Origin of the sequence: Cryobacterium sp. RTC2.1 (assembly GCF_035018685.1) — a bacterium.
GTDB lineage: Bacteria > Actinomycetota > Actinomycetes > Actinomycetales > Microbacteriaceae > Cryobacterium > Cryobacterium glucosi.
In genome coordinates, this window is the sequence record NZ_JASJXJ010000038.1 from 1 (window position 1) to 26,644 (window position 26,644).

General features: G+C 69.1%; 25 protein-coding genes and 1 tRNA gene. 14 read left to right on the forward strand and 12 right to left on the reverse strand.

From position 1 onward, the window contains the following. The first annotated feature begins 8 nt into the window (after nucleotides 1–8). Entirely contained in the window at nucleotides 9–674 is a 666-nt protein-coding gene (locus QN357_RS07030; RefSeq protein WP_323504710.1) for a response regulator transcription factor, read from the forward strand. A gap of 36 nt (nucleotides 675–710) precedes the next feature. Here the strand turns inward: QN357_RS07030 and QN357_RS07035 are convergent, their stop codons facing one another. From QN357_RS07035 to QN357_RS07055, 5 genes are all read right to left on the reverse strand, one after another. Beyond that, on the reverse strand, nucleotides 711–1,334 hold the full coding sequence (locus QN357_RS07035) for a response regulator transcription factor (RefSeq protein WP_323504703.1): 624 nt from the start codon (nucleotides 1,332–1,334) through the stop codon (nucleotides 711–713). After that, the gene (locus QN357_RS07040) at nucleotides 1,331–2,578 is read right to left on the reverse strand and encodes a sensor histidine kinase (RefSeq protein WP_134446675.1); all 1,248 of its coding nucleotides are present in this window, start codon (nucleotides 2,576–2,578) and stop codon (nucleotides 1,331–1,333) included. Before QN357_RS07040 ends, QN357_RS07035 begins: the two co-directional genes overlap by 4 nt. Nucleotides 2,579–2,620: 42 nt before the next feature. Further along, nucleotides 2,621–3,484 carry an ABC transporter permease gene (locus QN357_RS07045; protein ID WP_134446677.1) on the reverse strand — a complete coding sequence of 288 codons (864 nt, stop codon included), beginning with the start codon at nucleotides 3,482–3,484 and terminating at the stop codon, nucleotides 2,621–2,623. Beyond that, the gene (locus QN357_RS07050; RefSeq protein WP_323504704.1) at nucleotides 3,481–4,440 is read right to left on the reverse strand and encodes an ABC transporter ATP-binding protein; all 960 of its coding nucleotides are present in this window, start codon (nucleotides 4,438–4,440) and stop codon (nucleotides 3,481–3,483) included. Before QN357_RS07050 ends, QN357_RS07045 begins: the two co-directional genes overlap by 4 nt. 95 nt (nucleotides 4,441–4,535) lie before the next feature. Continuing rightward, nucleotides 4,536–5,738 carry a pyridoxal phosphate-dependent aminotransferase gene (locus tag QN357_RS07055; RefSeq protein WP_323504705.1) on the reverse strand — a complete coding sequence of 401 codons (1,203 nt, stop codon included), beginning with the start codon at nucleotides 5,736–5,738 and terminating at the stop codon, nucleotides 4,536–4,538. Nucleotides 5,739–5,921: 183 nt separating this feature from the next. Between QN357_RS07055 and QN357_RS07060 the strand changes: the two genes are divergently transcribed. The 5 genes from QN357_RS07060 (at nucleotide 5,922) to rplA (ending at nucleotide 8,706) form a co-directional block, all read left to right on the forward strand. Next, nucleotides 5,922–5,994 (forward strand) — tRNA-Trp (locus QN357_RS07060). A gap of 42 nt (nucleotides 5,995–6,036) precedes the next feature. After that, on the forward strand, nucleotides 6,037–6,312 hold the full coding sequence (secE, locus tag QN357_RS07065; protein ID WP_134446683.1) for a preprotein translocase subunit SecE: 276 nt from the start codon (nucleotides 6,037–6,039) through the stop codon (nucleotides 6,310–6,312). A 100-nt stretch (nucleotides 6,313–6,412) separates the two neighbouring features. Beyond that, nucleotides 6,413–7,411 carry a transcription termination/antitermination protein NusG gene (nusG, locus tag QN357_RS07070; protein ID WP_134446685.1) on the forward strand — a complete coding sequence of 333 codons (999 nt, stop codon included), beginning with the start codon at nucleotides 6,413–6,415 and terminating at the stop codon, nucleotides 7,409–7,411. Between the two features lie 84 nt (nucleotides 7,412–7,495). Further along, nucleotides 7,496–7,927, forward strand: coding sequence for a 50S ribosomal protein L11 (rplK, locus tag QN357_RS07075; RefSeq protein WP_134446687.1), 432 nt, complete (start codon nucleotides 7,496–7,498; stop codon nucleotides 7,925–7,927). An 89-nt stretch (nucleotides 7,928–8,016) separates the two neighbouring features. Continuing rightward, nucleotides 8,017–8,706: a 50S ribosomal protein L1 gene (rplA, locus tag QN357_RS07080; RefSeq protein ID WP_134446689.1), complete on the forward strand. Its 690-nt coding sequence runs from the start codon at nucleotides 8,017–8,019 to the stop codon at nucleotides 8,704–8,706. A gap of 77 nt (nucleotides 8,707–8,783) precedes the next feature. Here rplA and QN357_RS07085 read toward each other — a convergent pair whose 3' ends face one another. The 4 genes from QN357_RS07085 to QN357_RS07100 form a co-directional block, all read right to left on the reverse strand. Further along, nucleotides 8,784–10,349 carry an APC family permease gene (locus QN357_RS07085; protein WP_241984976.1) on the reverse strand — a complete coding sequence of 522 codons (1,566 nt, stop codon included), beginning with the start codon at nucleotides 10,347–10,349 and terminating at the stop codon, nucleotides 8,784–8,786. 112 nt (nucleotides 10,350–10,461) lie between these two features. After that, nucleotides 10,462–11,895: an aminobutyraldehyde dehydrogenase gene (locus QN357_RS07090; RefSeq protein WP_134446691.1), complete on the reverse strand. Its 1,434-nt coding sequence runs from the start codon at nucleotides 11,893–11,895 to the stop codon at nucleotides 10,462–10,464. Between the two features lie 107 nt (nucleotides 11,896–12,002). Beyond that, nucleotides 12,003–12,896: a hypothetical protein gene (locus tag QN357_RS07095; RefSeq protein WP_323504706.1), complete on the reverse strand. Its 894-nt coding sequence runs from the start codon at nucleotides 12,894–12,896 to the stop codon at nucleotides 12,003–12,005. Nucleotides 12,897–12,906: 10 nt separating this feature from the next. Then, nucleotides 12,907–13,683 (reverse strand): FadR/GntR family transcriptional regulator, encoded by a 777-nt coding sequence (locus QN357_RS07100; protein ID WP_323504707.1) that lies wholly within the window; start codon nucleotides 13,681–13,683, stop codon nucleotides 12,907–12,909. A gap of 137 nt (nucleotides 13,684–13,820) precedes the next feature. On the opposite strand from QN357_RS07100, the gene QN357_RS07105 reads away from it, so the two are divergent. From QN357_RS07105 to QN357_RS07115, 3 genes are all read left to right on the forward strand, one after another. Next, nucleotides 13,821–15,140, forward strand: a complete 1,320-nt coding sequence (locus tag QN357_RS07105; RefSeq protein ID WP_323504708.1) for a CoA transferase — start codon at nucleotides 13,821–13,823, stop codon at nucleotides 15,138–15,140. Next, the gene (locus QN357_RS07110) at nucleotides 15,137–16,336 is read left to right on the forward strand and encodes an acyl-CoA dehydrogenase family protein (RefSeq protein WP_323504709.1); all 1,200 of its coding nucleotides are present in this window, start codon (nucleotides 15,137–15,139) and stop codon (nucleotides 16,334–16,336) included. Before QN357_RS07105 ends, QN357_RS07110 begins: the two co-directional genes overlap by 4 nt. A gap of 140 nt (nucleotides 16,337–16,476) precedes the next feature. After that, nucleotides 16,477–17,241: a GntR family transcriptional regulator gene (locus QN357_RS07115; RefSeq protein WP_134446701.1), complete on the forward strand. Its 765-nt coding sequence runs from the start codon at nucleotides 16,477–16,479 to the stop codon at nucleotides 17,239–17,241. Here QN357_RS07115 and QN357_RS07120 read toward each other — a convergent pair. Next, the gene (locus QN357_RS07120; RefSeq protein WP_166791060.1) at nucleotides 17,160–18,080 is read right to left on the reverse strand and encodes an ATP-binding cassette domain-containing protein; all 921 of its coding nucleotides are present in this window, start codon (nucleotides 18,078–18,080) and stop codon (nucleotides 17,160–17,162) included. The two genes, QN357_RS07115 and QN357_RS07120, sit on opposite strands and share 82 nt — an antisense overlap. 170 nt (nucleotides 18,081–18,250) lie before the next feature. On the opposite strand from QN357_RS07120, the gene QN357_RS07125 reads away from it, so the two are divergent. Genes QN357_RS07125 through QN357_RS07135 form a run of 3 tightly spaced genes read left to right on the forward strand, consistent with a single transcriptional unit; the run spans nucleotide 18,251 to nucleotide 21,728 of the window. Beyond that, complete coding sequence (locus tag QN357_RS07125) at nucleotides 18,251–19,963, forward strand: circularly permuted type 2 ATP-grasp protein (protein ID WP_134446705.1); 1,713 nt, start codon at nucleotides 18,251–18,253, stop codon at nucleotides 19,961–19,963. Next, nucleotides 19,957–20,886: an alpha-E domain-containing protein gene (locus QN357_RS07130; protein ID WP_134446707.1), complete on the forward strand. Its 930-nt coding sequence runs from the start codon at nucleotides 19,957–19,959 to the stop codon at nucleotides 20,884–20,886. The genes QN357_RS07125 and QN357_RS07130 overlap by 7 nt, the downstream gene beginning before the upstream one ends. Next, a complete protein-coding gene (locus QN357_RS07135) occupies nucleotides 20,883–21,728 on the forward strand; it encodes a transglutaminase family protein (RefSeq protein WP_134446709.1) in 846 nt (281 codons plus the stop codon). Before QN357_RS07130 ends, QN357_RS07135 begins: the two co-directional genes overlap by 4 nt. On the opposite strand, the gene QN357_RS07140 is transcribed toward QN357_RS07135, so the two are convergent. Then, complete coding sequence (locus QN357_RS07140; RefSeq protein WP_134446710.1) at nucleotides 21,668–22,888, reverse strand: MFS transporter; 1,221 nt, start codon at nucleotides 22,886–22,888, stop codon at nucleotides 21,668–21,670. The genes QN357_RS07135 and QN357_RS07140 overlap by 61 nt on opposite strands. Nucleotides 22,889–23,040: 152 nt before the next feature. Between QN357_RS07140 and QN357_RS07145 the strand changes: the two genes are divergently transcribed. Next, nucleotides 23,041–23,499 carry a MarR family winged helix-turn-helix transcriptional regulator gene (locus QN357_RS07145; RefSeq protein WP_134446712.1) on the forward strand — a complete coding sequence of 153 codons (459 nt, stop codon included), beginning with the start codon at nucleotides 23,041–23,043 and terminating at the stop codon, nucleotides 23,497–23,499. A gap of 129 nt (nucleotides 23,500–23,628) precedes the next feature. Here QN357_RS07145 and QN357_RS07150 read toward each other — a convergent pair whose 3' ends face one another. Continuing rightward, nucleotides 23,629–25,119: a helix-turn-helix transcriptional regulator gene (locus tag QN357_RS07150; protein WP_134446713.1), complete on the reverse strand. Its 1,491-nt coding sequence runs from the start codon at nucleotides 25,117–25,119 to the stop codon at nucleotides 23,629–23,631. Nucleotides 25,120–25,260: 141 nt separating this feature from the next. Here QN357_RS07150 and aceA point away from each other — a divergent pair, with 141 nt between their 5' ends. After that, entirely contained in the window at nucleotides 25,261–26,592 is a 1,332-nt protein-coding gene (gene aceA / locus QN357_RS07155) for an isocitrate lyase (RefSeq protein WP_134558065.1), read from the forward strand. Nucleotides 26,593–26,644: the final 52 nt, after the last annotated feature.

Below are 26,644 nucleotides of genomic sequence, written 5' to 3' on the forward strand. Positions count from 1 at the left end.
TGCCCACCCTGCCCGCCTCGACCGCCGGTCTCCCCGTCGTGATCGTCGACGACCACTCGATCTTCCGCTCGGGCCTGCGCGCCGAACTGGACGCGGACATCCGCGTGCTCGGTGAGGCCGCGACGGTCGACGAGGCGATCGCGCTCGTGGTCGCACTGCAGCCGCGGGTGGTGCTGCTCGACGTGCATCTGCCCGGCGGGCGCGGTGGCGGCGGCAGCGAGGTCATCCACGACGCCGCGCACCGGGCGCCGCACACCCTGTTCCTCGCGCTGAGCGTCTCCGACGCCGCCGACGACGTGGTCCGGGTGATCCGGGCGGGGGCCCGCGGCTACATCACCAAGAGCTCATCGGGGGCCGAGGTCTCCGAGGCCGCCCGCCGGGTCGCCGACGGCGACGCCGTGTTCTCGCCCCGGCTCGCGGGGTTCGTGCTCGACGCGTTCGGCGCGGTCGCCGGTGAGACCGCAGAGACGACGGAAGAACTCGACCGCCTCTCCGCGCGGGAGCAGGAGGTCATGCGGCTGATCGCCCGCGGCTACACCTACAAGGAGGTAGCCGGGAGCCTGTTCATCTCGCCGAAGACCGTCGAGACGCACGTCTCAGCGGTGCTCCGCAAACTGCAGCTCTCCTCCCGTTACGAACTCACCGCCTGGGCGCTCGAGCGCAAGCTGCTCTAGCCCCACTGCCGAGCCAAGCAGGCGGCGGAGACCGGGCTACAGCAGCCCGAGTTCCATCGCCCGGGTCACGGCGCGGGTCCGGTCGCTCACCGCGAGCTTCTCGAAGGCGTGCAGCAGGTGCGTCTTGACGGTCGCCTCGCTGATGAACAGGGACCGGCCGATCTGCGGGTTGCTCTCGCCGGCCGACACAAGCCGGAGCACGTCGAGTTCGCGGGCAGACAGGCGCGGAGCCGGCGCGGCATCCGTGCGCACCCGGTGTACGAGCATCGCCGCGATCGACGGTGCGAGCGCGGTCTGGCCGCGCGCGACCGAGCGCACGCCCTCGATGATCTCCGCCTGGGGCGCGGCCTTGAGCAGGTACCCGCTCGCTCCGGCCGCGATGGCCGCGAGGATCTGGTCGTCGCTCTCGTACGTCGTGAGGACCAGCACCCGGGTCCGCTCGTTCGCCGCGACGATGAGCGCGGTCGCCGCGACGCCGTCGAGCAGCGGCATCCGCAGGTCCATCAGCACGAGGTCGGGGTTGAGCGCGGCCGCGAGCGCGACGGCCTCCTCGCCGTTCCCTGCCTGCCCGACGACCTCGATGTCGCCGGCGCCGTCGAGCAGGAGCGCGATACCGCCGCGCACGATCGGGTGGTCGTCGGCCACGATGACGCGGATCATCGCTCGTGCCTCGCCGATTCGACGGAGATCGTGGGGTGCCCGGCTTCCGCCGCCGGCACGGTCACCCGCAGTACGGTGCCGCCGCGCTCACCGGCGCCGACCGTGAGCCGGCCACCGACGAGGGCGAGCCGGTCGCGCATCCCCGAGAGGCCGAACCCGTTCTCCTGGGCGGGAGCATAGGCGCCGAGACCGCGACCGTCGTCGGTCACGGTGAGGACGGCATCCGTGCCGACGTGTTCGAGACGAACGGATGCCGCCCCCGCGCGGGAGTGCTTGCGCACGTTCGCGAGGCCTTCCTGGGCGCAGCGGAGCAGCACGACCTCGTTTTCCCGGTCGAGCCCGTCGAGCCCGGTGTCGGCGAGGATCACCCGCACCTGGATGCCGGTCTCGCGTTCGAAGCGCCCGGCGAGGCGGCGCAGGGTCTCGGCCAGGGTCGAATCTCCGACCCGCACGGGCGACATCGCCGCGACGAGGCTGCGCGCCTCGGTCAGGGCCTGCCGGGCGGTGTCTTCGATGAGCTCGACGGTGGGCCTCGCCCCGCTGTCCGGCCCGAGCTCGCTCCCCGCGCGCTGCGCGAGCATCACGAGGCTCGTCAGGCTCTGGGCGATGGTGTCGTGGATCTCCCTGGCGAGGCGTTCCCGTTCGGCCGCGCTCCCGGCGTCCCTGTGCAGGGCGGCGAGTTCGTCCTGGGCGAGGCTGAGTTCCTCGTAGAGACGCCGTTGGGTGCTGCCGTCGCGGGCGATGCGGGTGATCCAGGCGCCCATCGCGATCGCGAACACGAAGGAGATCCCTTCGGTGGCATACGCCTGCCCGAGGGCCGCGGGAGTGCCGCCGATGCCCAGCCAGAGACCCGCCCCCGCCGATGCCGCGAGGAGCGCACTCAGGGCGACGGAGACGAGGAAGGAATCGGTGAGCGTCCAGAGCAGCGGGAAGGCGATCGCCTGGAGCGTCGCCAGACTCGGATTGAACGCCGCTGCGACGCCCACGCCGACGATCAGCACTCCGCGGAAGACGGTCGCGGCCAGTGCGACCGAACCGGTCCGTCCGGTCGGGCAGGCGATCGCGCGCCGTCCGAAACCGACATAGCCGATGCCGATCGCGACGAGCGTCGCGAGCGCGCCGATCCGCGACAGCTCGTGCCCGTACCGGTACTGGTCGGCGGCCGCGAGCACCCCCATCAGCAGCAGTGACCCGCCGACGGCGACGTCCCACCAGCGCAGGGTCGTCATGGCCGGAATCCTCATGCGCCCAGCCTCCCACGCTCGCCGTGACCGGGGAACATCGGTTCAGCTGTCCTTGCGGATCCAGCGGAACGTCACCCTGCTGAGCACGAGCCCGACCACGAGCCAGATACCGAGGTTGAGCGCGACGAGGGGGAGGTCCCAGACCCCGTTCTGCTCGAGGCTCGCGAAGCTGTCCGGCAGGAACACCGAGCGCATCCCCTGCGCCATCCACTTGAGCGGGAACAGGCTCGCGACGTTCTGCATCCAGTCGGGCAGCACGTAGAACTGCAGGTAGACGCCCGAGATGAACTGCAGGATCAGCACGATCGGGATCACGACGGCGGTCGCGCTCTTGCCGGAGCGCGGCAGCGCCGAGAGCGCGATGCCGAGGAACGCGCAGGCGATCACACCGAACAGGAAGACCCAGGCGAAGGTCAACCACTTGGCCGGGTCGGTCGGCAGGGCGATGTCGAGCACGAACCGCGCGACGAGGATCAGCAGGGCCGCCTGAATCGTGCCGGTGACGAGCACCTGCCCGATCTTCCCGATGAAGTAGCTCAGCGGGGACAGCGGGGTGCCGCCGAGCCGTTTGAGAGTGCCGTCGCTCTTCTCGCCTGCGATGTCGACCGCGAGGTTCTGCACCCCGGAGAGCAGCATCCCCGCCGCGAGCATGCCCGGAAGGTAATACGCGCCGACACTGACGCCGCCGCTGCCATCGGGCGCGCTGCCAATGTTGCCGGCCGAGCCGAAGGCGGCCGTGAAGATCGCGAGCATGATGAACGGGAACAGGAACGTGAAGAACACGCTGTCCGGGGTGCGGAAGTACATACGCGCTTCGTAATACACCCGGGCGAGGCCGAGCCTCAGCACACCGTGGCGGGCCGAGCGGATGCTGCCGGTCCCGGCAGTCGTGTCGATCGCGGTCATGCGAGCACCTCCGTGCTGTCGTCAGAAGCAAAAGCAGAAGCTGAACCAGCGGACGCCGCCGCAGCGGATTCCGCGCGGTTCTCGCGCACGAGACCGAGGTAGACGTCCTCGAGGCTCGGGCGGATCACCTCGAGTTCGGCCGGTTCCGCGCCGCCCGCAGTGCCGCCCGCAGCGACGAGTTCGGCGACGACCCGGCCAGGCTGGTCCGTGCGGATCTCGTGGGCCTGCCCTGCGGCATCCCGCCAGCGGACCAGCGGCACCCGGGCCTCTGCCCCGCCGATCTCGTTGATCGCGCCGATGTCGATCAGGCGGCCCCCGGTGATCACCCCGGCGCGGTCGCCGAGCTGGGCGGCCTCGTCGAGGTAGTGGGTCGTGAGCAGGATCGTGGTGCCCTCCGCCTTCAGGCTGCGCACGAGGTCCCAGAACTGGTGACGTGCCTCGGGGTCGAACCCCGTGGTCGGTTCGTCGAGGAAGAGCAGTTCGGGCCGGCCGATGATGCCGAGCGCGACATCCACCCGCCGGCGCTGCCCGCCGGACAGTCGGCTGATGCGGGTCTTCGCCTTGTCCTCGAGGCCGACGGCCGTGATCACCTCCGCCACCCGCCGGGGTTTCGGGTAGAGGCTCGCGAAGTGCGCGAGCTGCTCGGCGACCGTGACGTTGCCGCTCTCGCCGGTCGACTGCAGCACGATGCCGAGCCTGGCCTTCCAGTCGAGGCCGCCGTGCTGCGGGTCGGTGCCGAGCACGCTCACCTCACCGCTCGTGCGATCGCGGTAGCCCTCGAGGATCTCGATGACCGTGCTCTTGCCTGCGCCGTTCGGGCCGAGGAGCGCGAAGGTCTCCCCTGGCCGGATGTCGAAGCTGATGCCTGCGACGGCCTCGAACGCGCCGTAGGACTTGTGCAGGTCGCGCACGCGCACGACGGGGTCTGAGCTGCTCGCGGGAGTTGTGGTCTTCATACCGAAAGAATCCCACCAGAGGCCCGGGAACGTAAGCGTCCGCCCGGCCGACCCTGGCATCCACCGGTCGGTGGATGCCAGGGTCGGCTGCGACGTCAGGCGAAGAGGCGCTGCAGGCGGCGGATGCCCTCAAGCAGTTGGTCGTCGCCGAGCGCGTATGAGAAGCGCAGGTACCCGCTCGGGCCGAACGCTTCGCCGGGAACAGCGGCGACCTCGGCCTGGTCGAGGATCAGGTCGGCGAGCTCGAGGGAGGTCGTCGGCGTGACGCCGCCCCAGGTGCGGCCGAGCAGCCCGGTCACGTTCGGGTAGACGTAGAACGCGCCCTGCGGCGTCGGCGTGACCATGCCGGGAATCTTGTTCATCTCGTAGACGATGAGCCTGCGGCGCCGGTCGAAGGCCTCCCGCATCGCGATCGCGTCGTCCTGCGGGCCGGTGAGCGCGGCGATCGCGGCGCGCTGCGACACGTTGGACACGTTCGAGGTGAGGTGCGACTGCAGGTTCGCCGCCGCCTTGATGGCATCGAGCGGGCCGACCATCCAGCCGAGGCGCCAGCCGGTCATCGCGTACGTCTTCGCGACGCCGTTGACGAGGATGGTGCGGTCGGCGAGGGCCGGAACGGCTTCGACGATCGAGACCGCGCGCACGCCGTCATAGGTGAGGTTCTGGTAGATCTCGTCGGTGATGACCCAGAGGCCGTGCTCCTCCGCCCACTCGCCGATCGCCTTGGTCTGCTCCGGAGAGTAGACCGCGCCGGTCGGGTTGGAGGGCGAAACGAAGAGCAGCACCTTGGTGCGCTCGGTGCGGGCGGCCTCGAGCTGCTCGACCGTGACGAGGTAGCCCTGGTCGCTTCCGGCGAAGACGTCGACCTGGACGCCGCCGGCGAGCCGGATCGACTCCGGATACGTGGTCCAGTACGGGGTCGGCACGATGACCTCGTCGCCCGGGTCGAGCAGGGTTGCGAAGGCCTGGTAGACGGCCTGCTTGCCGCCGTTGGTGATGACCACCTGGGCGGGGGAGACTGCGAGGCCGGAGTCGCGGAGCGTCTTCGCCGCGACGGCCTCGCGCAGGTCGGGAAGACCCGCGGCCGGCGTGTACTTGTGGTTCTTCGGGTCGCGCACGGCGAGAAGCGCCGCCTCGACGATGTGCGCGGGCGTCGGGAAGTCCGGCTCACCCGCCGCAAAGCTGATCACCGGTCGACCGGCCGCCTGCAGGGCCTTGGCTTTGCTGTCGACCTTGAGGGTCGCCGATTCCGCGATGGAGCCGATCCGGGTAGAGATTCGCTTGAGTTCGTGAGCCACAGAACGAGCATACGGTGGCCGCACCCGCGCGGCCAGCATCCGCCCCGGCGGCCCCAGCTTTACAGTCGTGCCGGTGTGACCTAGACTTGATCGAGGTAGTTGAAATCTGCCATGCTTTTTTGCGCCTTTTTCTCGAGTATTTTTCGGGGGGTGGTGTGAGTTCGCATGGCGATCCGGCTGCATAGGGTGGTGGCTCAATTGGTAGAGCAGCGGTCTCCAAAACCGCAGGTTGCAGGTTCGAGTCCTGTCCGCCCTGCAAGTCGGTGGCATTTCCGTCGGCCCATGAAAGGTGTAACAGGTGGCCCGAAAAGTTGTCGACGAACCCAGTGAGGAAATCGTCGCAGACGCACGACTCGCTCGCGACGGCAAACGCGGTCCGTTCGCACGGATGTCCCTGTTCCTGAAGCAGGTGATGGCGGAGCTTCGCAAGGTTGTCACGCCGACCCGCAAGGAACTGCTGAGTTACACGGCTGTCGTGCTGGTCTTCGTAGCGATCATGATGGCGCTCGTTTCCGCCCTCGACTGGGTGTTCGCACTCGTCGTCACGTACGTCTTCGGAACACCAAGCGGCTGACCGGCCGCCGCCAAGGCGGCTGACCGCACGGCCAGGATTCACGGCAACGCTGAGCGGGACACGTCTTCGTGCCCGCGCACTACATAAGGATTGAGATTTAGTGACTGAGACGAATCACGACGACGCCGACTGGGCCACCGCCGCCGAGCAGGCGTCTGACGACGACGAAGCACAGGAAGGCAACGTCCACGAAGCGGAGGAAGAGTCCGTGGAGGCCGCCGAACAGGTAGCCGTCCACGTCTTCGACCCCAGCGTCGGCGTTGAAGACAACCTCGACGCCGCCCTCGACGCCCTCGCCGGCGCGGTCGACCCCGCAGCCGACTCGGAGGTCGACGACGCCCTGGACATCGACTCCGTCGACGAGGCCGAGGCTGCCGCCGAAGCCGTCGACGACGAGGAAGATGTCGACGGCGGCGCGGACACGGCCGATGCAGAAGCCGATGCGGCCGACGCTGCTGACGCATCCGCTGAGCCCGTCGACGAAGACCCATACGCCGAGTTCCGCAAGGAACTCCGCTTCCAGCCCGGCAAGTGGTTCGTCATCCACTCCTACGCCGGCTTCGAGCGTCGCGTGAAGTCGAACATCGAGAACCGCAAGCAGTCGATGGCCATGGAAGATTTCATCTACCAGGTCGAGGTTCCGATGGAAGACGTCGTCGAGATCAAGAACGGCCAGCGCAAGATGGTCACCCGCGTGCGTATCCCCGGATACGTGCTCGTCCGCATGGACCTCAACGAGGACAGCTGGTCCGTCGTCCGGCACACGCCGGGTGTCACCGGCTTCGTCGGCAACGCGCACAACCCGACGCCGCTGCGCTTCGAGGAGGCCTTCGGCATGCTGAAGAGCCTCGTCGAGATCCAGGACGTGCCGTCCGCCAAGGGCGCGGGCACGCACGGCAAGATCGCGACCCGCGCACTTCCCGCCGAGATCGACTACGAAATCGGCGAGACCATCACGATCAAGGAAGGCTCGTTCGCGGGCCTGCCCGGCACGATCAGTGAGATCAAGGCGGAGAGCGGCAAGCTCATCGTCCTCGTCTCCCTGTTCGAGCGTGAGACCCCGGTCGAGCTCAGCTTCGACCAGGTCACCAAGCTTTAGTAAGTTTCCCCACCACCGGGGCCCGTCCGGGCCACCGGGAGAGTTGCCTCACGGCAGCTCGTCATCATAAAAGAAGGAAGAATCATGGCACCGAAGAAGAAGGTTACTGGTCTGATCAAGCTTCAGATCAAGGCCGGCGCCGCAAACCCCGCACCGCCCATCGGGCCGGCACTGGGCCAGCACGGCGTGAACATCATGGAATTCTGCAAGGCATACAACGCCCAGACCGAATCCCAGCGCGGCAACGTCATCCCGGTTGAGATCACCGTGTACGACGACCGTTCCTTCACGTTCATCCTGAAGACCCCGCCCGCAGCGGAGCTCATCAAGAAGGCCGCCGGCGTCACCAAGGGCAGCGGAACCCCGCACACCGTCAAGGTGGCCAAGCTCACCCAGGCGCAGGTCCGCGAGATCGCCGAAGCGAAGATGGTTGACCTCAACGCCAACGACATCGACGCCGCCGCGAAGATCATCGCCGGCACCGCACGCTCCATGGGCGTTACGGTCGAGGCCTAACCTCAACCAGGCATCCGCCACCAGCAGTACGTGGAAGAGCCGGCCAGGCTCGCACCACACTCTCAAATCTTTATATTCAGGAGATTCACATGGCACAGAAGTCAAAGGCCTACCGGGCCGCGGCCGAGAAGATCGAGGCCGACAAGTTCTACACCCCCACCGAGGCCGTCACGCTCGCGCGTGAGACCGGCTCCGCGAACTTCAACTCGACCATCGAGGTCGCATTGAAGCTCGGCGTCGACCCGCGCAAGGCTGACCAGATGGTCCGCGGAACCGTTATTCTTCCTCACGGTACCGGCCGCGTGTCGCGCGTCATCGTCTTCGCAACCGGCCCCGCGGCCGAGGCAGCCATCGCTGCCGGCGCCGACGAGGTCGGTGGCGACGAGCTCATCGAGAAGGTCGCCGCCGGTTACACCGCCTTCGACTCCGCGGTTTCGACCCCGGAGCTCATGGGCAAGGTCGGTCGTCTCGGTAAGGTCCTCGGCCCGCGTGGCCTCATGCCGAACCCGAAGACCGGAACGGTCACGACCGACGTCGCCCGCGCCGTCAACGACATCAAGGGCGGCAAGATCGCGTTCCGCGTCGACAAGCACGCCAACGTGCAGTTCGTCGTCGGCAAGGCATCCTTCACCGCCGAGCAGCTGAACGAGAACATCACGGCAGCACTCGAGGAGATCGTCCGCCTCAAGCCGAGCTCGTCCAAGGGCCGCTACGTCATGAAGGGCGCCGTCTCGACGACCTTCGGTCCCGGCATCCCGCTCGACGTCAACGCCATCTAAGCACCGGCACCAGCACCACAACGAAGGGCCCGTCGCAAGACGGGCCCTTCGTCGTACCCGTCTCGTCCTGGCGACGGTCAGTCAGAGACGGATGTCGGGCGCGGCTTCCCCGGATCGACGACTCCGGGTGCAGCATTGCCCGGATGTGCGCGGAGCAGCGCCGCGACCGCGATCGCATCACCCTCCGGCTGGTGCGAATTCGTGTGCGGCTTCGCGATGAACAGGTAGAGCAGGCCCGCGCCCATCACGACCGCCAGCCCGATCAGCACGATCCAGTCGTCGAGGAAGACCCCCGTCTTGCCGGGCAGCGCCAGCAACACCATCGCGAAGACACCGTAGGCGAGGGCGACCACGTTGACGACGAAGCCGGCCCTGCCGAGGTTGAACGGACCGGCCGGACGCCAGCCCTTGATCCTCTGGCGGAGCGCCGCGAGCACGACGGACTGGAACGCCACGTAGATGCCGATCACCGCGAATGCCGTGATCTGGGTGAGGCTGCCGCCCGCGTAGATCAGCAGGCAGAGCGCGAGCGGGATCGAGCAGGCGACGATGAGCGCGTTCACCGGGACGGCGGTGCGCGGACTCACCTTGGACAGCCAGGCGTGGCCGGGGATCATCCCGTCGCGGGCGAAGGAGAACATCAACCGGCTGGCCGCGGCCTGCAGGCTCAGCACGCAGGACAGGAACGCCGTGATCGCGACGACCAGGAAGAGCTTGGCGCCGACGGTTCCGAGCGAGGCCTCGAGGATCGCCGGGATCGGGTCGATGTCGTTGCCGTCGACCACCGCCTGCAGGTCGGGTGCCGCCATCACGTAGCCGCCGAAGGAGAACAGCGCGGAGACCCCGCCGACGAGGATGGTCAGGATCATGGCCCTCGGGATGCCCCTGGCCGGGTTCGCGACCTCCTCGGCCACGTCCCCGCAGGCTTCGAAGCCGTAGAACAGGAACAGTCCGGCGAGTGCCGCACCGAGGAACGCGACGGCGTAGTTGCCGTCGCCCTCGACGCCCATCGTGCTGAAGAAGACGCTGAACTCCTGCTTGCGCTGGAAGATCAGCAGGTAGAGCCCGAGCCCGATCACGCCGATGAGCTCAGCGCCGAGGCCGATCCTGGCGACCCGGCCGAGCATCTTCGTGCCAGAGAAGTTGAACGCGAAGGCGACCAGCAGGAACAGTACCGAGAGGCCAAGCGTGACCTCCTTCGTGACCGGCGCGTCGATCAGGCTGCCGAGGAAGCCGCTGCCGAACTCGGCGACGGCGGTGATCGTGACGAGCATCGCCCAGACGTAGACCCAGGCGGCCATCCAGGCGTATCGCTTGCCCCAGAGCCGGCGGGTCCACGGGTAGATCCCGCCGGCGATCGGGTACTGCGAGACGACCTCGCCGAAGACGAGGGCGACGAGCAGCTGGCCGGCGCCCACGATCAGGATCCAGAAGATCGAGGGCGGCCCGCCCGTGCTGAGGGCGAGCGCGAAGAGGGAGTACACGCCGACGAGCGGCGAGAGGTAGGTGAAGCCGAGGGCGAAGTTGGCCCACAGCGACATCGAACGGTGGAAGGAATCCTCGTACCCGAGCACCCTGAGGTGCTCCTGGTCACCGATTCCCCTCGCGGCGGGCGTCTTTCCGGGCTGATCTGCGCTCATCATGACCTTTCGGCTGCGGTGCATCCTGACGTCGTCGGCAGGCTGTGTGTGCCCACCATAGTGACACCATTGCGAGAAAGCTATAGAACCGGATGTTTGCCCCGAAAGGGGTGGATCAGCCGATGTAGCTCATCACGTGCTTGATGCGGGTGTAGTCCTCGAGGCCGTACATCGAGAGGTCCTTGCCGTAGCCGGAGTGCTTGAAGCCGCCGTGCGGCATCTCGGCGACGAGCGGGATGTGCGTGTTGATCCAGACGCAGCCGAAATCGAGGCGCTTGGCCATCCGCATCGCGCGCGCGTGGTCCTTGGTCCAGACCGAGGAGGCCAGGCCGTACTGCACGTCGTTCGCCCAGGCGAGCGCCTCGGCCTCGTCGGTGAACTTCTGGGCCGTGATGACCGGTCCGAAGATCTCGTTCTGCACCGCGTCGTCGCCCTGCCGCAGGTTAGAGACGATCGTCGCCTCATGGAAGTAGCCGAGGTCGCCCTGGCGGTGCCCGCCGAGCGCGATGTTCGCGTGGTCGGGCAGGCCCGCGATGACGCCCTGCACGCGGGCGAGCTGGTCGGCGCTCGAGAGGGCGCCGAAGAGGATGCCGTCCTCGCGCGGGCCGCCGGTCCTCGCGTTCACCCGGGCGTACGCCGCGAGTGCTGCAACGAACTCGTCGTGGATTCCGGCCTGGACGAGGACCCGGGTGGCGGCGGTGCAGTCCTGGCCGCCGTTGTAGAACGCGGCCGTCGCGATGCCCTCGACGGCGGCGTCGATGTCGGCGTCGTCGAACACGATCACCGGGGCCTTGCCGCCGAGTTCGAGGTGCACGCGCTTGACGTCGAGCGCCGCGGTGCCCGCGACCTCCATGCCGGCCCGTACGGAACCGGTGATCGACACCATCTGCGGGATCCGGTCGGCGACGAGGGCGCGGCCCGTCGTGCGGTCGCCCATGACGACGTTGAAGACGCCGGCCGGGAAGAACTCCGCGGCGATCTCGGCGAGGAGGAGCGTCGAGACGGGTGTCGAGTCCGAGGGCTTCAGCACGACGGCGTTTCCGGCAGCGAGGGCGGGGGCGATCTTCCAGATCGCCATCATCATCGGGTAGTTCCACGGGGTGACCTGCCCGATCACGCCGATCGGCTCCCGCCGGATGAACGAGGTGTGGTCCTTCAGGTACTCGCCGGCTGACTTGCCCTCGAGCACGCGGGCGGCGCCGGCGAAGAAGCGCACCTGGTCGATCATGACGTCGACCTCGTCGCCGACGAGGCCGGCACGCGGCTTGCCGGTGTTCTCGCTCTCGACGTCCGCGATCTCCTCCGCACGCTCGGACAGGGCATCGGCGAACTTCAGCAGGGCGAGCTGGCGTTCGCCGGGCGTGGTCTCGCCCCACGTCTCGAAGGCGGTCGCCGCTGCGGAGTACGCGGACGCGACATCCGCTTCTGTCGACACGGGGGTGCGCGCGTAGACCTCCTCGGTTGCGGGGTTCACGATGTCGAGCTGCTCGCTCGCTGCGGAGGCGACGTACTGCCCGTTGACGAAGTTACGGAGTTCACGGATGGACATGCGCAGGCCTTTCCCAAGCGTCTGGTCGGCGCTGGCCAGGGCCGCGGCGCCCGGGGCGGAGTTCCCCAGAGGCCGACGATACCCTAAATCATCCCAAATGCAATCTTTTATTCCGGTGGGCGCCGGACGATCACATCGAAGGGAATCCCGGGGCAGGGCACCCGGTCATAGCCGGTGAGCGGATGCCCCGGGTTCGGCACGATGTCGCCCGCGGCGAGCGTGGCCTCCGTCGAGATCATGACGCGGCCGACCGCGTTGACGAGGGCGGCGGGCGCGCTGAGTCCGAGCAGGACCGGAAGCAGGGCCTGCTCGAGACGGGTGACCGACACGTCGGCCCCGATCACGCCGACCGTGCCGCCGTCGACCTGCACGGGGAGGGTGAGGGTCACGATGAAATCGAAGGTGCACAGGTGGTCGACGTACGGACCCGTGACGTGCGCCCGCCCGGTGGCTTCCGGCACCCGGTACCACTCCAGGCCGCGGAAGTCGCGCAGGTATTCGGTGTGCACCCGCGCCGCGAGGTCGAGCCGGGTGGGGGAGAGCGTCGTGCCGAGCAGGGGGTTCGACGCGAGCGGGCCGAGCCACCAGGCGAAATGCGCGGGGCGGCCTGGCCGGTAGTCCGCTGTCGCGATGAAGCCGGCGCCGACCAGGAGGGCCGGGGCGCCGTGCGGTGCCGTGCCGTGCGGTGCCGTGCCGTGCTGTGCCGTGCCGTGCTGTGCCGTGCCTTGCTGTGCCGTGCCGTGCTGTGCCGTGCCGTGCTGTGCCGTGCCGTGCTGTGCCGTGCCGTGCTGTGCCGCGTCCCGGTGTGCGGCCGGTTCGGCCTCGCCGAGGAGGGCCGGCAGGACGAGCGTCTCCACGAGGGCGTCGAGTTCGGTCGTCGTCGTGAGCGGGACCGCTGCGGCGACCCGGTCCCGCCAGTCCTCGAGCACCGTGAACACGTCGGCGACCGCGGCGCTGACGGCGGCGGCGCAGGCCTGGGGAGCGAGGGGGGCCGGCGTCACGACCGGTGTTTCAGGCGCTGACAGCGGATGCCGCATGGAGCGTTCCTCCCCGTTCGATCCTGGTCTTCGCGGCATGCAGCCACTCGGCGAGGTCGCGCACCTGCCCGGCGACGAGGGTGCGGGCGTGCGGGCCGTCGCCACTCCGGATCGCCGCGACGATGTCCTTGTTGCAGGCAGCGACACTGGCGCGCATCGACGCGTCTGCGAGCCCGAGCAGGAGGAGCGGGCCGAACTCGGCCTGCAGCCGGACCTGTTCGCGCACGAGCCGGGCCGACTGGCTGAGTACCGCGAGTTCGAGGTAGAAGCCGCCTGCATTGGCGCGGGCGCCCGCGTCGCGGTCCCAGTCGGCCTGGGCGAGCCACTCGGAGAGCCGATCGGCATCGTGCGGTGCCGCGCGGAGCGCGGCCCGTTCCGCGCAGCCTTCGATGATCGTGGAGAAGTAGACCGCGAGGTCCGAGAGCTCGACGTGGGCGACGCCGCGGAGCCGGGTGTGCAGGAGCGTCTCGTCCGGGGCATCCGCCTGGATCACGAAACTGCCGCCACCGCGGCCGCGACGGGTCTCGACGAGGCCGGTCTCGCGCAGGATCACGAGGCCCTCGCGGACCGTGATCAGGGCGACACCGAAACGGCGGGCGAGCTCCTGCTCGCTCGGCAGGCGTTCGCCCGCCGTGAGGACGCCGAGGATGATGGCATCGGTCAGGCGACGGGCAACCTGCTCGGCGCGGCCGGCCTCGATGAGCTGGGCGAAGATCGCCTCCCGGGCGCCGGGTCGCAGCTGTGCCTCCATAGACTTCAATGTAGCCGACGGTGGCATGCTGGGAACTGTCGGACGGGTGCCGGAACCGAAAACATTCGGTATAGGATCACAACTGAGTCCCGTCGATGTTGCCGGCCGGACGCGTCGATGGGGACCGAGGTGAGCTGATGCCGCACGAACCGTCGGCCCGCGCACCCCGGCTGAGGGTCGCCGATTTCTCGCGCGTGCTCGCCGGGCCGTATGCCACGATGATGCTCGCCGACTTCGGCGCCGACGTGATCAAGATCGAGAGCCCGGCCGGGGACGACACCCGGCAGTGGTTGCCGCCCACGGATGCCCAGGGCGCGTCCACCTATTTCGGTGCGGTCAACCGCAACAAGCGTTCGGTCGTCTGCGACCTCGGCACCGTCGAGGGACGGGCGGCGGCCTGGCGCCTCGCGACCACGGCGGATGTCGTGGTCGAGAACTTCCGGCCCGGCGTGATGGAGCGGTTCGGCCTCGGCTACGAGGCCGTGCGCGCCGCGAACCCCGGCGTCGTCTACTGCTCGATCACGGGCTTCGGTGCCGGTGCCGGTGCCCGGCTCCCCGGCTACGACCTCCTCGTGCAGGCCGTCGGTGGGCTGATGAGCGTGACCGGCCCGGTCGATGGGGAGCCGAGCAAAGTCGGCGTCGCCCTCGTGGACGTGCTCGCCGGACTCAACGCGCTCAGCGGCATCCTGCTCGCGCTCCGCGAACGCGATTCCCGGGGCGATGCCGGCGCGGCCGAGGCCACCGGCCCGGGCGGGGCCTCCGGAGGGCGCGTCGAAGTCGACCTCCTGACGACCCTGCTCTCGGCGCTCACCAACCAGGCGGCGGGCACCCTCGCAACCGGGCACTCTCCGGCGCGCCTCGGCAACGCCCACCCGAGCATCGCCCCGTACGAGCTCTTCGCGGCATCCGACCGCGACCTCGTGATCGCCGTCGGCACCGATTCCCAGTTCCGCACGCTCGTGCGCCTCCTCGGCGCACCCGGCCTCGCGACCGACCCGCGATTCCTCGGCAACGCCGACCGGGTGCGGCACCGCGCCGACCTCCGGCCCGCCCTCGAAGCCCTCCTTCGTGCCCATCCCGCGGCGCACTGGGTCGACACGCTCACGGATGCCGGGGTGCCAGCCGGACTCGTCAACTCGATCAGCGAGGCCTTCGCCTTCGCCGAGGGTCTCGGAACCGCGTCCGTCGTCGAGCTCGTGTCGGGTTCGGACCCGCGGCGCGTCAGCCGGCAGGTCGCCAATCCGATCCACCTCGGCGACCGTCCGGCCGGCTACCTGCTGCCTCCGCCCCGGCTCGGCGAACACGCAGGGGCCGACTGGCTCGGGCCGGACGCTCACAGCGCCCTCGGCGCGGCCGCTTCGGCGGAGCCGGCACCGGCACCCGTCCCCGCACCCGCATTCAGGCCCACTCCCGCACCACCCACCGCGCTCCGCCGAACCGAACAGGACCTCTCGTGACCGCATCAGGCCGCCCCACCCCACTCGTCGCCAGCCCCCTCGTCGACTCGGTCTTCGATCTCGACGACCTCCTCGCTCCAGAAGAGGTCGTCTGGTCGCGCAAGGCCCGCGCGTTCGCGACCAACCGCATCCTGCCCACGATCGAGCAGGACTTCGAGGACCGGTTCTTCCGCGCCGAACTCGTCCCCGAACTCGGCGCGGCCGGCTTCCTCGGAATGCACCTCGAGGGCTACGGCTACGGCTGCGCGGGCGCGAGCGCCGTGAGCTACGGCCTCGTCTGCCTCGAACTCGAGGCCGCCGACAGCGGCTGGCGCACCCTGGTCTCTGTGCAGGGCTCGCTCGCCATGTCGGCGATCCACAAGTACGGGACTGAGGACCAGAAGCAGCTCTGGCTGCCCGGCATGGCCGCCGGCTCCCTCATCGGCTGCTTCGCCCTCACCGAACCGACCGGCGGCAGCGACCCCGCCGCGATGCGAACGACCGCCACGCGCGACGGCGACGACTGGGTGCTCACGGGCACGAAGCGCTGGATCGGCCTCGCGAGTGTCGCCGACGTCGCAGTGGTGTGGGCGCAGACGGATGCCGGGGTGCGCGGATTCCTCGTTCCCACCGGGACGGCGGGGTTCACCGCGACACCGATCGCTGGCAAGCTCTCGATGCGCGCGTCCATCCAGTGCGACGTCACCCTCGACGGGGTGCGCCTGCCCGCCGATGCCGTCCTCCCCGGCGCCACGGGGCTCTCCGGCCCGTTCAGTTGCCTGAACGAGGCGAGATTCGGCATCGTCTGGGGCGCGATGGGGGCCGCCAGGAGCTGCCTCGACGCTGCGATCGCCCGGTCGCGCAGTCGTGAGGTGTTCGGCCGCCCGATCGGGGCCATGCAGCTCACCCAGGCCAAACTTGCCGACATGCTCGTCGAGTACGAGAAGGGCGTCCTCCTCGCCCTGCACCTCGGGCGGCTGAAGGAACGCGGCACCCTCTCCCCGGCCCAGATCAGCGTCGGCAAGCTCAACAGCGTGCGCGAGGCCATCCGGATCGCCGGCCTCGCCCGGTCGATCCTCGGCGGCGACGGGGTGACGAACGAATTCCCGGTGATGCGTCACCTCGCCAACCTCGAGTCCGTCCGCACCTACGAGGGCACGGACGAGATCCACCAGCTCGTGATCGGTCGCGCTCTCACGGGGATGCCGGCGTTCTGACCCGGCCAGGGCACCGGCGGGTCGTTTACGGCCGTACCCCCACTTCGCGGCGGGCGGGCCCGCCCGGCCCTTCGCGCCGTCGTCGCCGGAACGCCGTGTGTCATAGTTGAAACACGCGTACGTGGCGACAAGGACATCGGGTGGAAATAGTGTCGGTAACAGGCGGACAGGCCGCATTCGCTTACCTGCGCGGACGCATCCTCTCCGGTGAGATCCCGGGTAACGCCACCCTGCGCGAGCAGGCGCTCGCCGAGGAACTCGGCGTCAGCCGCACCCCGATCCGCGAAGCTCTGCGGAGGCTCGACGAGACCGGCCTCGTCGAGTTCGTGCCGAACAAGGGCGCGACGGTCATCGCCTGGACGACCGAGCAGATGCGCGAGACCTACTACTTGCGGGCCATGCTCGAGAGCCGCGCGGCAGGCCTCGCCGCGGTGCGGATCTCCGACGGCGACCTCGACCGTCTCGCCGAACTGATCACCCTGATGGACGACGTCGTGCTCGCGAAGGACGACGCCGGGATCTCCCGGCTCGGCGAACTCAACGCCGAGTTCCACCGCATCATCGTCACCGCCGCCGCGAACGCCCAGCTCACCCGCCTGACCGTCTCCGTCGGCCGGGTGCCACTGATGGCAAAGGCCTTCCGGCGCGACAGCGGATCTTTCCGCGCGGTGAGCAATCACCATCACCGCGACATCCTGGCCGCCCTCCGCTCGCACGACGCGCTCTGGGCCTCGACGTCCATGCGGTCGCACATCCTGGCCGCACGCAATTCGGTGCAGAGCTGGGACCAGGGCGACGCTTCCGCCGTCACGCCTGGCGCCGCTCAGCCCGCTGACGCCAATCCGCTTGACGCGGAGGCGATCGACGCGGCCGACCTGGCCGACCTGGCCGACTTCACGCCGTAGCGCGCATTCCGGATCTCGGCCACAGACCCCTGCAGGGCGATCCGGCCGTCCTCGACCACCGCGACCCGGTCACAGGTCTCCGCGACGATCTCGAAATCGGTCGATGCGACGAGGAGCGCGAACTCCTTCGCGTGCCAGAGGTCGCGCAGCAGGGTGGCGTGCGCGGCCCGGGCGTCCGGCTCCAGGCCCGCACCGGGGGAGACCGCGATGACGAGGGCCGGGTCGCCGGAGAGGACGGCGGCCAGGACCACTCGGTGGAGGACGACGGGGTCGAGGTCCTGCGGATACTGCCGGGCCCTGGCGGCCGGATCGACGACACCGACCAGGTCGAGCAGGTCGACGATGTGCCGCTTCGCGACGTCCGGGGTGACGCCGATGCGTTTTCGGAGGGCGCCGGCGAGCTGGTTCCTCACCGACCGGGTGCGGTCGAAACTGCTGAGCGGGTCGGCGGGCAGGTAACCGATCACGGTGCCGAGCAGGCGTGCCGCCGGGCCGCGACCGGGTCCGACCAGTTCCACGCCCTCCACGAGGATCGAGCCCGCCGCGATCGCGGCGCCCTCCGGGAGTTCTCCCGCGATCGCGAGCGCCACCGAGATCGCGCCGGCGGCCACGGTTCCGACAAGGCCCAGGGACTCGCCGTGGGAGACCGACAGGGTGATCGCATCCACCGGGGCAAGTGTCGTTGTCGCCGACGAGACGCCGAGCCCGCGCACGTCGAGCACGGAACTCGCCCGGAAGGCGTGCGAAGGCACGGGATCCTCGTCCGGGTGATCGGCGGCGGCCGGTTTCCCGGCTCCGGTCGCCGCGACGGCGAGCTCGGGATCGGGGAAAGGGGTCACGGCCGGGCCAATCATCGCGTCTCCCAGTGCTGTATGCAATCTTGACCACATCTTCCGCCAAATTCCCGCGAATGTCGAATCAGCTCCCCGAAATTTCGTCACTTTGCATACATAAATAACGGCCGGTGTGGCGAAACAATCCCGCAACATGAGGCGACTACGCTCCGACCATGGTTGACCTGTTCACCGGCTACGGTGCCACTACGAAGAGTCGGAAACGGACGGGGTCAGCGAGCGCCTGGGACGAGATGTTCCCGGATCCGTCCTCGCTCACTCCGACGGAAACGCGTGCAGCGTACAAGGACGTCTACGGCGCCCTGGCCAGAATGACCCAGGAGGAGCTGCGGGGCCGCACGGCGGCGCTCGCGAGTTCCTACCTCGCCCAGGGCGTCACGTTCGACTTCGCCGGGGAAGAGCGTCCGTTCCCGCTCGACGCCGTTCCTCGGGTGATCGAGCAACCGGAGTGGGTCACCGTCGAGGCCGGCATCAAGCAGCGCGTGCTCGCCCTCGAGGCGTTCCTCGCCGATATCTACGGGCCCCAGGCCGCCGTGCACGACGGCGTCATCCCGGCGAGCCTGATCAGTTCGTCGAACCATTTCCACCGGCAGGCCGCCGGCATCGTCTCGGCAAACAACGTGCGCATCCAGGTCTCCGGCATCGACCTGATCCGCGATGAAAAGGGCGCGTGGCGGGTACTCGAGGACAACGTCCGGGTGCCCAGCGGCGTGAGCTATGTCATCTCCAACCGTCGCGTGATGGCGCAGACACTCCCCGAACTCTTCGTCTCGATGCGGGTGCGCCCGGTCGGCGACTACCCGAACAAGCTTCTTCAGGCGCTCAGGGCATCCGCCCCCGCCGGGGTCGACGACCCCAACGTCGTCGTGCTCACCCCGGGCGTCTTCAACTCCGCTTACTTCGAGCACACCCTGCTCGCCCGGCTGATGGGCGTCGAGCTCGTCGAGGGCCGCGATCTGTTCTGCTCGGGCGGGCGCGTCTGGATGCGCACGACCGCGGGCCCCACCCGGGTCGACGTGATCTACCGCCGGGTCGACGACGAGTTCCTCGACCCGCTCCAGTTCCGCGCGGACTCCCAGCTCGGGTCGCCCGGCATGCTGATGGCGGCCAGGCTCGGGAACGTCACGATCGCCAACGCGGTCGGGAACGGTGTTGCAGACGACAAGCTCGTCTACACCTACCTGCCCGATCTCATCCGCTACTACCTCGGCGAAGACGCGATCATCCCGAACGTCGACACCTGGCGGCTCGAGGATCCCCTCGCGCTCGAAGAGGTGCTCGACCGGCTCGACGAACTCGTGGTCAAGCCCGTCGACGGGTCGGGGGGCAAGGGCCTCGTGGTGGGGCCCGCTGCGTCGAAGGCGGAACTCGCGACATTGCGGAAGCAGCTGCTGCGGGACCCGCGCGGCTGGATCGCGCAACCCGTCGTGCAGCTCTCGACCATCCCGACCCTCGTCGAGGACGGCATGAGGCCGCGCCACGCCGACCTGCGCCCCTTCGCCGTGAACGACGGAACGGATGTCTGGGTGCTGCCGGGCGGGCTGACCCGCGTCGCGCTCCCCGAGGGTGAGCTCGTCGTCAACTCGAGCCAGGGCGGCGGGTCGAAGGACACCTGGGTGATCGGGCTCGAACCCGATTTCTACCACGAGTCCTCCGCGCGCAACATCCAGGGCCTCGTGGCCGACCAGGCCGCGAACACCCAGGCGACGGCGGCTGGCACGCACCCCGTCGACCACTCGCCGCAGGACAAACCGCTGGGCAACAGCGACCAGCAGGAGCAGCAACAGCAGCAGCAGGGGAGGCAACCGGTGTCCGCAGGGGCGCCGGCGGCATCGAAGTCATCGGCGCAGGAGGACCGGGAATGTTGAGTCGCATTGCAGAAAGCCTGTTCTGGATCGGACGGTACATCGAGCGCAGCGACGGCACCGCCCGCATCCTCGACGTGCACCTCCAGCTTCTGCTCGAGGATCCCTGGATCGAGGAGAACCTCGCCTGCCGGTCGCTCCTCCAGCTGATGGGCAGCCCTGTCCCCGATGAGGGAGAGCTGACCCGCAAGGACGTTCTCGCCACCCTCGCCATGGACCGCACGCATCCCGCTTCGATCGCGTACTCGATCACCTCCGCACGCGAGAACGCCCGTCGTGCGCGGGAGATCGTGCCGACCGAACTCTGGGAGTGCCTCAACACGACAAGCGCGCGGATGCCGCGCAAGGTCGCGAGTGAGAAGACCCACGACTACTTCGCGTGGGTGCGGGAACGCGCCGCGCTCGCTGTCGGGATCGTCGAGGCCGGTGCGAGCCGGGACGACGCCTGGCATTTCTTCACCCTCGGGCGCAGCCTCGAGCAGGCCGACATGACGGCACGCCTCCTCGCGACCCGGTCGCTGACCGAGGCGAGCGGGCCGTCCTGGACGACGATCCTGCGTTCCTGCGGCGCGTACGAGTCCTACCTGCGCACCTACCGCGGAGTGCCTTCTGCCCGGAACGCCGCTGAATACCTGCTGATGGACCGGTTGTTCCCCCGGTCCATCGTCTTCTCCGTTTCGCGCGCCGAACAGTGCCTCCGCGACCTCGAGCCGCGCACAGACCGGGCCGGCGTCACCGGCCAGGCCCAGCGGGTGCTCGGCCAGATCCGCAGCCAACTGGAGTACCGACCGATCATGGACATCCTGAACGACCTGCCGCTGCAGATGATGCGCGTCCAGGACGCGACGAGCACCGCTTCCGAAGCCATCGGCAACCGGTACTTCCCCAAGGGGAACGTTCCGACCTGGACAGGGGAAGCCTCGTGAACCGCCTCCGGATCCGGCACACGACCGGGTACCGCTACAAGGGCGAAGTCGCCGCGTCATACAACGAGGCGCGGATGCTGCCGGTCAGTTCGGTCGACCAGTTCGTGCTGTTCTCGAACCTCGAGATCAGCCCGGCGGCGGGCAACCACTACTACGCCGACTACTGGGGCACCCGGGTCTCCTCGTTCGAGGTGCTGACGCCGCATTCCGAGCTGATCCTCACCGCCAACAGCCTCGTCGAAGTCCGGCCGCGCGAGCACGAGACCCACGAACACAGCTGGGTCGACCTCGCCGCGGACGCCCTGCGCACCTCGACGCTCTTCGAACACTCCCGGCAGACCCGCCTGACGAAACCGCCGATGGACGTTGAGGCGCTCGCCGCCGAGATCGCCGCGCGCCACACGAGCTCCTGCTCGGCCGCCTACGAGATCTGTGCCGCGATCGGCGACCAGATGCAGTACGTCCAGGGTGTCACGGGCGTGCACTCGACCGCCGAGGAGGCCTGGAACGACCGGCGCGGGGTCTGCCAGGACATCACGCACATCGCCCTCGGAGCCCTGCGCTCGGTCGGGATCCCGGCCCGGTACGTCTCCGGCTACCTGCACCCGAAGCCGAACGCCGAGGTCGGCGAGACCGTCACGGGCGAATCCCACGCCTGGGTCGAGTGGTTCTGCGGCGAGTGGCGCGGATTCGACCCGACGAACCTCATCGAGATCGGTGACCGGCACGTCTCCGTCGGCCGCGGCCGTGACTACAACGACGTGCCGCCGCTCCGCGGCGTCTACGCAGGCTCAGCGGGCTCCCAGCTCTTCGTCACGGTCGAGATCACCCGCGAGGCCTGATCGGCCGGGCGGGAACGGCGGGCGCGGGCTGCGGCGACCAGCATGACGGCGAGACCGGCCACGGTGACGACCGCGCCGGCCCAGATCGGCGAGGTGTAGCCGAGGCCCGCGCTGATCGTGAGACCGCCGAGCAGGGCGCCGAGCGCGTTGCCGAGGTTGAAAGCGGCGATGTTCGCGCCGGAGGCGAGCGTGGGCGCCTCGCTCGCGTAGCTCATCACCCGCATCTGCAGGCCGGGGACGGTTGCGAAACCGAACCCGCCGAGGAGGACGAGCGAGGCGATCGTCGCGCCCTGGCTGCCCGCGGTCAGCGCGAAGGCGACGAGGACGACGGCGAGCGCCGCCAGGACGACGATGAGGGTCCGGTCGACGGAACGGTCGGCCGCCTTGCCGCCGAGGACGTTGCCGACGAACAGGCCGACCCCGAAGAGGACGAGTAGCCAGGGCACGCTCGCGGCGGCGAAGCCGCTGACCTCGGTGAGGGTGAAGGCGATGTAGGTGAACGCGCCGAACATGCCCCCGTAGCCGAGCACGGTCACGGCGATCGAGAGCCAGACCTGGCTCGAGCGGAAGGCCCTGAGCTCGCCGCGGAGACCGCCGGCGCCGGCCGTGGCGTGCGCGGTCGCGGGCACGAGCGTCGCGATGCCGACCAGGGCGAGCACGCCGATCGCGGTGATCGCCCAGAAGGTCGCCCGCCAGCCGAGGTTCTGGCCGAGGAGGGTTCCGAACGGCACGCCGAGCACGTTCGCGACGGTGAGGCCCGTGAACATGATCGCGATGGCACCCGCCTTCTTCGTCGGGGCGACCATGTCGGCGGCGAGCACCGAGCCAATGCCGAAGAACGCACCGTGGCAGAGGGCGGCGACGATGCGGCCGAGCATCATGACCGGGTAGGTCGGTGCGAGCGCCGAGATCAGGTTGCCGAGGATGAAAAGCCCCATCAGCGCAATGAGCACGTGCTTGCGTGGCAGCCGGGTGACGGCAGCGGTGAGGCCGAGTGCTCCGATGACCACGCTCAGGGCGTAGCCGGAGATGAGCCAGCCGGCCGCCGCCTCGCTCACGCCGAAATCGGAGGCGAGGTCCGGCAGGAGGCCCATGATGACGAACTCGGTGAGTCCGATGCCGAACCCTCCGAGGGCGAGGGCGAAAAGACCAATGGGCATGCGGGAGACTCCTTGGGGGGGCGGAAAACTGTACTTACGCGGTCATACTGCGTACGCTGTTAGTTGCAGGCGCGTCATTAATACTTGCACACGCTAGATAAACGCGCAAGCAACTAGTTTGTCGACGAGGTCGACGGAAATCGGAGTGGACCATGGGCATCGAAGACGACGCCGTCGAGATCCGCGCCCAGGGCTGGCGCACGCTCGCCGCGCTGCACGGCCTCATCGAGGCGGCCCTCGAGCGCGCGCTCCAGGGCGGTGCCGAGCTCTCCGTGATCGAGTTCACGGTGCTCGACGCGCTCAGTCGCCAGCACGGCTGGCACATGCGGATGCAGCAGCTCGCCGGCGCGACCGCGCTCAGCAGCAGCGCAACGACCCGGCTCGTCAACCGGCTCGAGGATCGCGGCCTGCTCACCCGCATCCTCTGCGCCGACGACCGCCGCGGAATCTACACCGAGCTCACCGCGACCGGCCAGGCCCTGCTCGCGGATGTCCGCCCCCTCTACGACGACACACTCGCGACAGCCCTCGCCGAGGCCGAGGCAAAACCCGAACTGGCCCCGCTCGTCGAGGCCCTGCACCGCGTCCCCGACACCGTCCCCGTGGCATAGCTCCTGCAGATTCCGGAAGACCGGATGCCCGACCCCGGAATTCCAAGGAACGTCCGGGCCGGGGTGGAGATCTGCAGGACGATCGGCACCCGCTTCGGTGTGCAGCGGCATCCGCTCAGGGGGTGGGACTCAGAGGCTGGGGGAGTGGGATTCCAGGAACTGGTAGACCTCGGTCTGGTCGACGCCGGGGAAGGTGCCGGTCGGGAGGGCGGCGAGCAGGCTCGTCGGGGTACGCGCGGCCGGCCAGGCCTGGCCCGCCCAGCGCTCGGCGAGTTCGTCGGGGGCGCTGCGGCAGCAGCTCTCGTCCGGGCAACGGGAGACGGCCCGGTTGTTCGTCTCGCGGCCGAGGAACCACTTCGTCTCCGAGAACGGCACGCCGACGCTCACCGAGTACTCACCCTCCTTCGCCTTCGCGATGCGGGAGGTGCACCAGAAGGTGCCGGACGGGGTGTCGGTGTACTGGTACCAGGGGCTGAACCGGTCGGCGACGTCGAAGACCGTGCGGGCGGTCCAGCTGCGGCAGACCGTCGTCCCTTCGACGGCGCCGAGGGCGTCGCTCGGGAACCGCACTGAGTCGTTCTCGTATGCCTTGATGATCGTGCCGGACTCGTGCACCTTCATGAAGTGCACCGGGATGCCGAGCCGGGCCGTCGCGAGGTTCGTGAACCGGTGCGCGGCCGTCTCGTAGGACACCGCGAAGGCGTCGCGGAGATCCTCCATCGAGATGTTGCGCTGCGCCTTGGCCTCGGTCAGAAGTTTCACGGCGTCGTCCTCCGGCAGCAGGATCGCCGCCGTCAGGTAGTTGGTCTCGACCCGCTGCCGGAGAAATTCCGCATAACTTGTCGGCTCCTCGTGCCCGCAGAGTGCGCTCGCGAAGGCCTGGAGGATCGGCGAGCGAGTGTCCCGGGATGCGCTCTGCTCGATCGGCAGGTAGATACGGCCGTTGCGCTTGTCGGTGACCGATCGCGTCGAGTGCGGCAGGTCCGCGACGTAGTGCAGGGAATAGCCGAGGTGCGCGGCCATGTCGGCGACGACCCGCTGCGGCACCGGCCCGCCCCGGTGGCCGACCGCGCCCAGCAGCCCGGCCGCCTGGGCCTCGAGCTCGGGGAAATAGTTGTCCCGCGCGCGCATGATGCCGCGCAGTTCCGCGTTGGCCCGCCGCGCCTCCTCTGGCGTCGCCGCCCGCTCCCGGTGCAGACGCTCGATCTCGTGGTGCAGGGTGAGGATCGTCTGCAGCGCCTCATCGCTGGTTGACCGGCCAATCCGGATGTGCGGCAGCCCGAGGGCGGTGAAGACCGGCCCCCGCTGGGCCCGTTCCACGGCGATCTCGAGGGCGGCACGCTCCGAGGGTGCCTCCGTCTTGAGCAGCTCGTCGACGGTCGTGCCGAGCGCGGTCGCGATCGTGCGCAGCATCGACAGGCGCGGCTCGCGTTTGCCGTTCTCGATCATCGACACCTGCGACGGCGCCCGCCCGACGGCGGCGGCGAGGGTGTCGAGGGTCATCCTGCGGGAACCCCGCAGTTCACGGATGCGCCGGCCGAGAGTCAGGGCGTCGATCCCGTGCTCGTCGGGTTCCGGCTGGGACAGGGCGGTGCGCAGGGAGGGATCGGCGGTGATCATCGCACCATGTTCACACGGTGCAGAACTTCACGCAAGCAGAAGAACTTCATTTCTTCTGTCATTCCAGGAGGGGTTCGGGTCGCTCAACCACCGCAGAGTAGGTGTCACAGGCAAGCAATGACGCAAACCCAAGGAGACAGCATGACCGAGAACGCAGCCCGCCCCGGCGACCAGACCCAGACCGCCGCCGAACTCGCCCTCGAGTGGGCGGCCGACGCACGCTGGAACGGTATCCGCCGCGACTACACCGCGGAGGATGTCATCAGCCTTCGCGGCTCGGTCCGCGAGGACCGCACTCTCGCCCGCCGCGGCGCCGAGAACCTCTGGAAACTCATCCACCAGAACGGCACGGCGGAGAACCCCGAGTGGGTGCGCGCCCTCGGCGCCCTCACCGGCAACCAGGCCGTGCAGCAGGTGCGCGCCGGCCTCAAGGCGATCTACCTCTCCGGATGGCAGGTCGCCGCCGACGCCAACCTCTCCGGCCAGACCTACCCCGACCAGTCGCTCTACCCCGCGAACTCTGTCCCCTCGGTCGTGCGCCGCATCAACAACGCGCTGCTCCGTGCCGACCAGATCGAGTCGAGCGAAGCAGCCGCGAACGGCGGAACCGGCACCGGCATCGACTGGCTCGCGCCGATCGTCGCCGACGCCGAGGCCGGCTTCGGCGGCCCGCTCAACGCCTACGAGCTCATGCAGTCGATGATCGAGGCCGGAGCGGCCGGCGTGCACTGGGAAGACCAGCTCGCGAGCGAGAAGAAGTGCGGCCACATGGGCGGCAAGGTCCTCGTCCCGACCGGCCAGCACATCCGCACCCTGAACGCCGCCCGTCTCGCAGCGGATGTCGCCGGCGTGCCGACGATCATCATCGCGCGCACCGACTCCCTCGCCGCCACGCTCATCACGAGCGACATCGACGAGCGCGACCAGGAGTTCCTCACCGGCGGGCGCACCGCGGAGGGCTTCTACGACACCCAGAACGGCATCGACGTCGTCATCGCCCGCGGTCTCGCATACGCGCCGTACGCCGACCTGCTCTGGGTCGAGAGCTCGGAGCCCGACCTCGAGCTCGCGCAGCGCTTCGCCGCCGAGATCCACGCGCAGTTCCCCGGCAAGAAGCTCGCATACAACTGCTCGCCCTCGTTCAACTGGAAGTCGCACCTCGACGATGCCCAGATCGAGGCGTTCCAGCGCGAGCTCGCGAAGGCAGGCTACGCCTTCCAGTTCATCACCCTCGCCGGCTTCCACGCCCTCAACCACTCGATGTTCACCCTGGCCAAGGACTACTCCGAACGCCAGATGAGCGCATACGTCGAACTCCAGGAGGCCGAATTCGCCTCCGAGGCAGACGGCTACACCGCCACCCGCCACCAGCGGGAGGTCGGCACCGGCTACTTCGACAAGATCGCCACCGCGCTCAACCCCAACAGCGCGACGCTCGCCCTCGTCGGTTCCACAGAGGCCGAGCAGTTCTAACCCGATTTACGCCCTGACCCGTCTCACCCCGAGCCGAAGCGGCCACCCCGCC

Excerpts from the sequence above, each read along its gene's own strand:
- QN357_RS07045 (WP_134446677.1), bottom strand. The coding sequence starts at position 3,484 with ATGACCGCGATCGACACGACTGCCGGGACCGGCAGCATCCGCTCGGCC.
- QN357_RS07050 (WP_323504704.1), bottom strand. The coding sequence starts at position 4,440 with ATGAAGACCACAACTCCCGCGAGCAGCTCAGACCCCGTCGTGCGCGTG.
- QN357_RS07105 (WP_323504708.1), top strand. The coding sequence starts at position 13,821 with ATGCCGCACGAACCGTCGGCCCGCGCACCCCGGCTGAGGGTCGCCGAT.
- QN357_RS07140 (WP_134446710.1), bottom strand. The coding sequence starts at position 22,888 with ATGCCCATTGGTCTTTTCGCCCTCGCCCTCGGAGGGTTCGGCATCGGA.
- QN357_RS07150 (WP_134446713.1), bottom strand. The coding sequence starts at position 25,119 with ATGATCACCGCCGATCCCTCCCTGCGCACCGCCCTGTCCCAGCCGGAA.
- QN357_RS07035 (WP_323504703.1), bottom strand. The coding sequence starts at position 1,334 with ATGATCCGCGTCATCGTGGCCGACGACCACCCGATCGTGCGCGGCGGT.
- QN357_RS07100 (WP_323504707.1), bottom strand. The coding sequence starts at position 13,683 with ATGGAGGCACAGCTGCGACCCGGCGCCCGGGAGGCGATCTTCGCCCAG.
- QN357_RS07130 (WP_134446707.1), top strand. The coding sequence starts at position 19,957 with ATGTTGAGTCGCATTGCAGAAAGCCTGTTCTGGATCGGACGGTACATC.
- aceA (WP_134558065.1), top strand. The coding sequence starts at position 25,261 with ATGACCGAGAACGCAGCCCGCCCCGGCGACCAGACCCAGACCGCCGCC.
- QN357_RS07090 (WP_134446691.1), bottom strand. The coding sequence starts at position 11,895 with ATGTCCATCCGTGAACTCCGTAACTTCGTCAACGGGCAGTACGTCGCC.
- rplK (WP_134446687.1), top strand. The coding sequence starts at position 7,496 with ATGGCACCGAAGAAGAAGGTTACTGGTCTGATCAAGCTTCAGATCAAG.
- QN357_RS07145 (WP_134446712.1), top strand. The coding sequence starts at position 23,041 with ATGGGCATCGAAGACGACGCCGTCGAGATCCGCGCCCAGGGCTGGCGC.
- QN357_RS07040 (WP_134446675.1), bottom strand. The coding sequence starts at position 2,578 with ATGAGGATTCCGGCCATGACGACCCTGCGCTGGTGGGACGTCGCCGTC.
- QN357_RS07125 (WP_134446705.1), top strand. The coding sequence starts at position 18,251 with ATGGTTGACCTGTTCACCGGCTACGGTGCCACTACGAAGAGTCGGAAA.
- rplA (WP_134446689.1), top strand. The coding sequence starts at position 8,017 with ATGGCACAGAAGTCAAAGGCCTACCGGGCCGCGGCCGAGAAGATCGAG.
- QN357_RS07085 (WP_241984976.1), bottom strand. The coding sequence starts at position 10,349 with ATGATGAGCGCAGATCAGCCCGGAAAGACGCCCGCCGCGAGGGGAATC.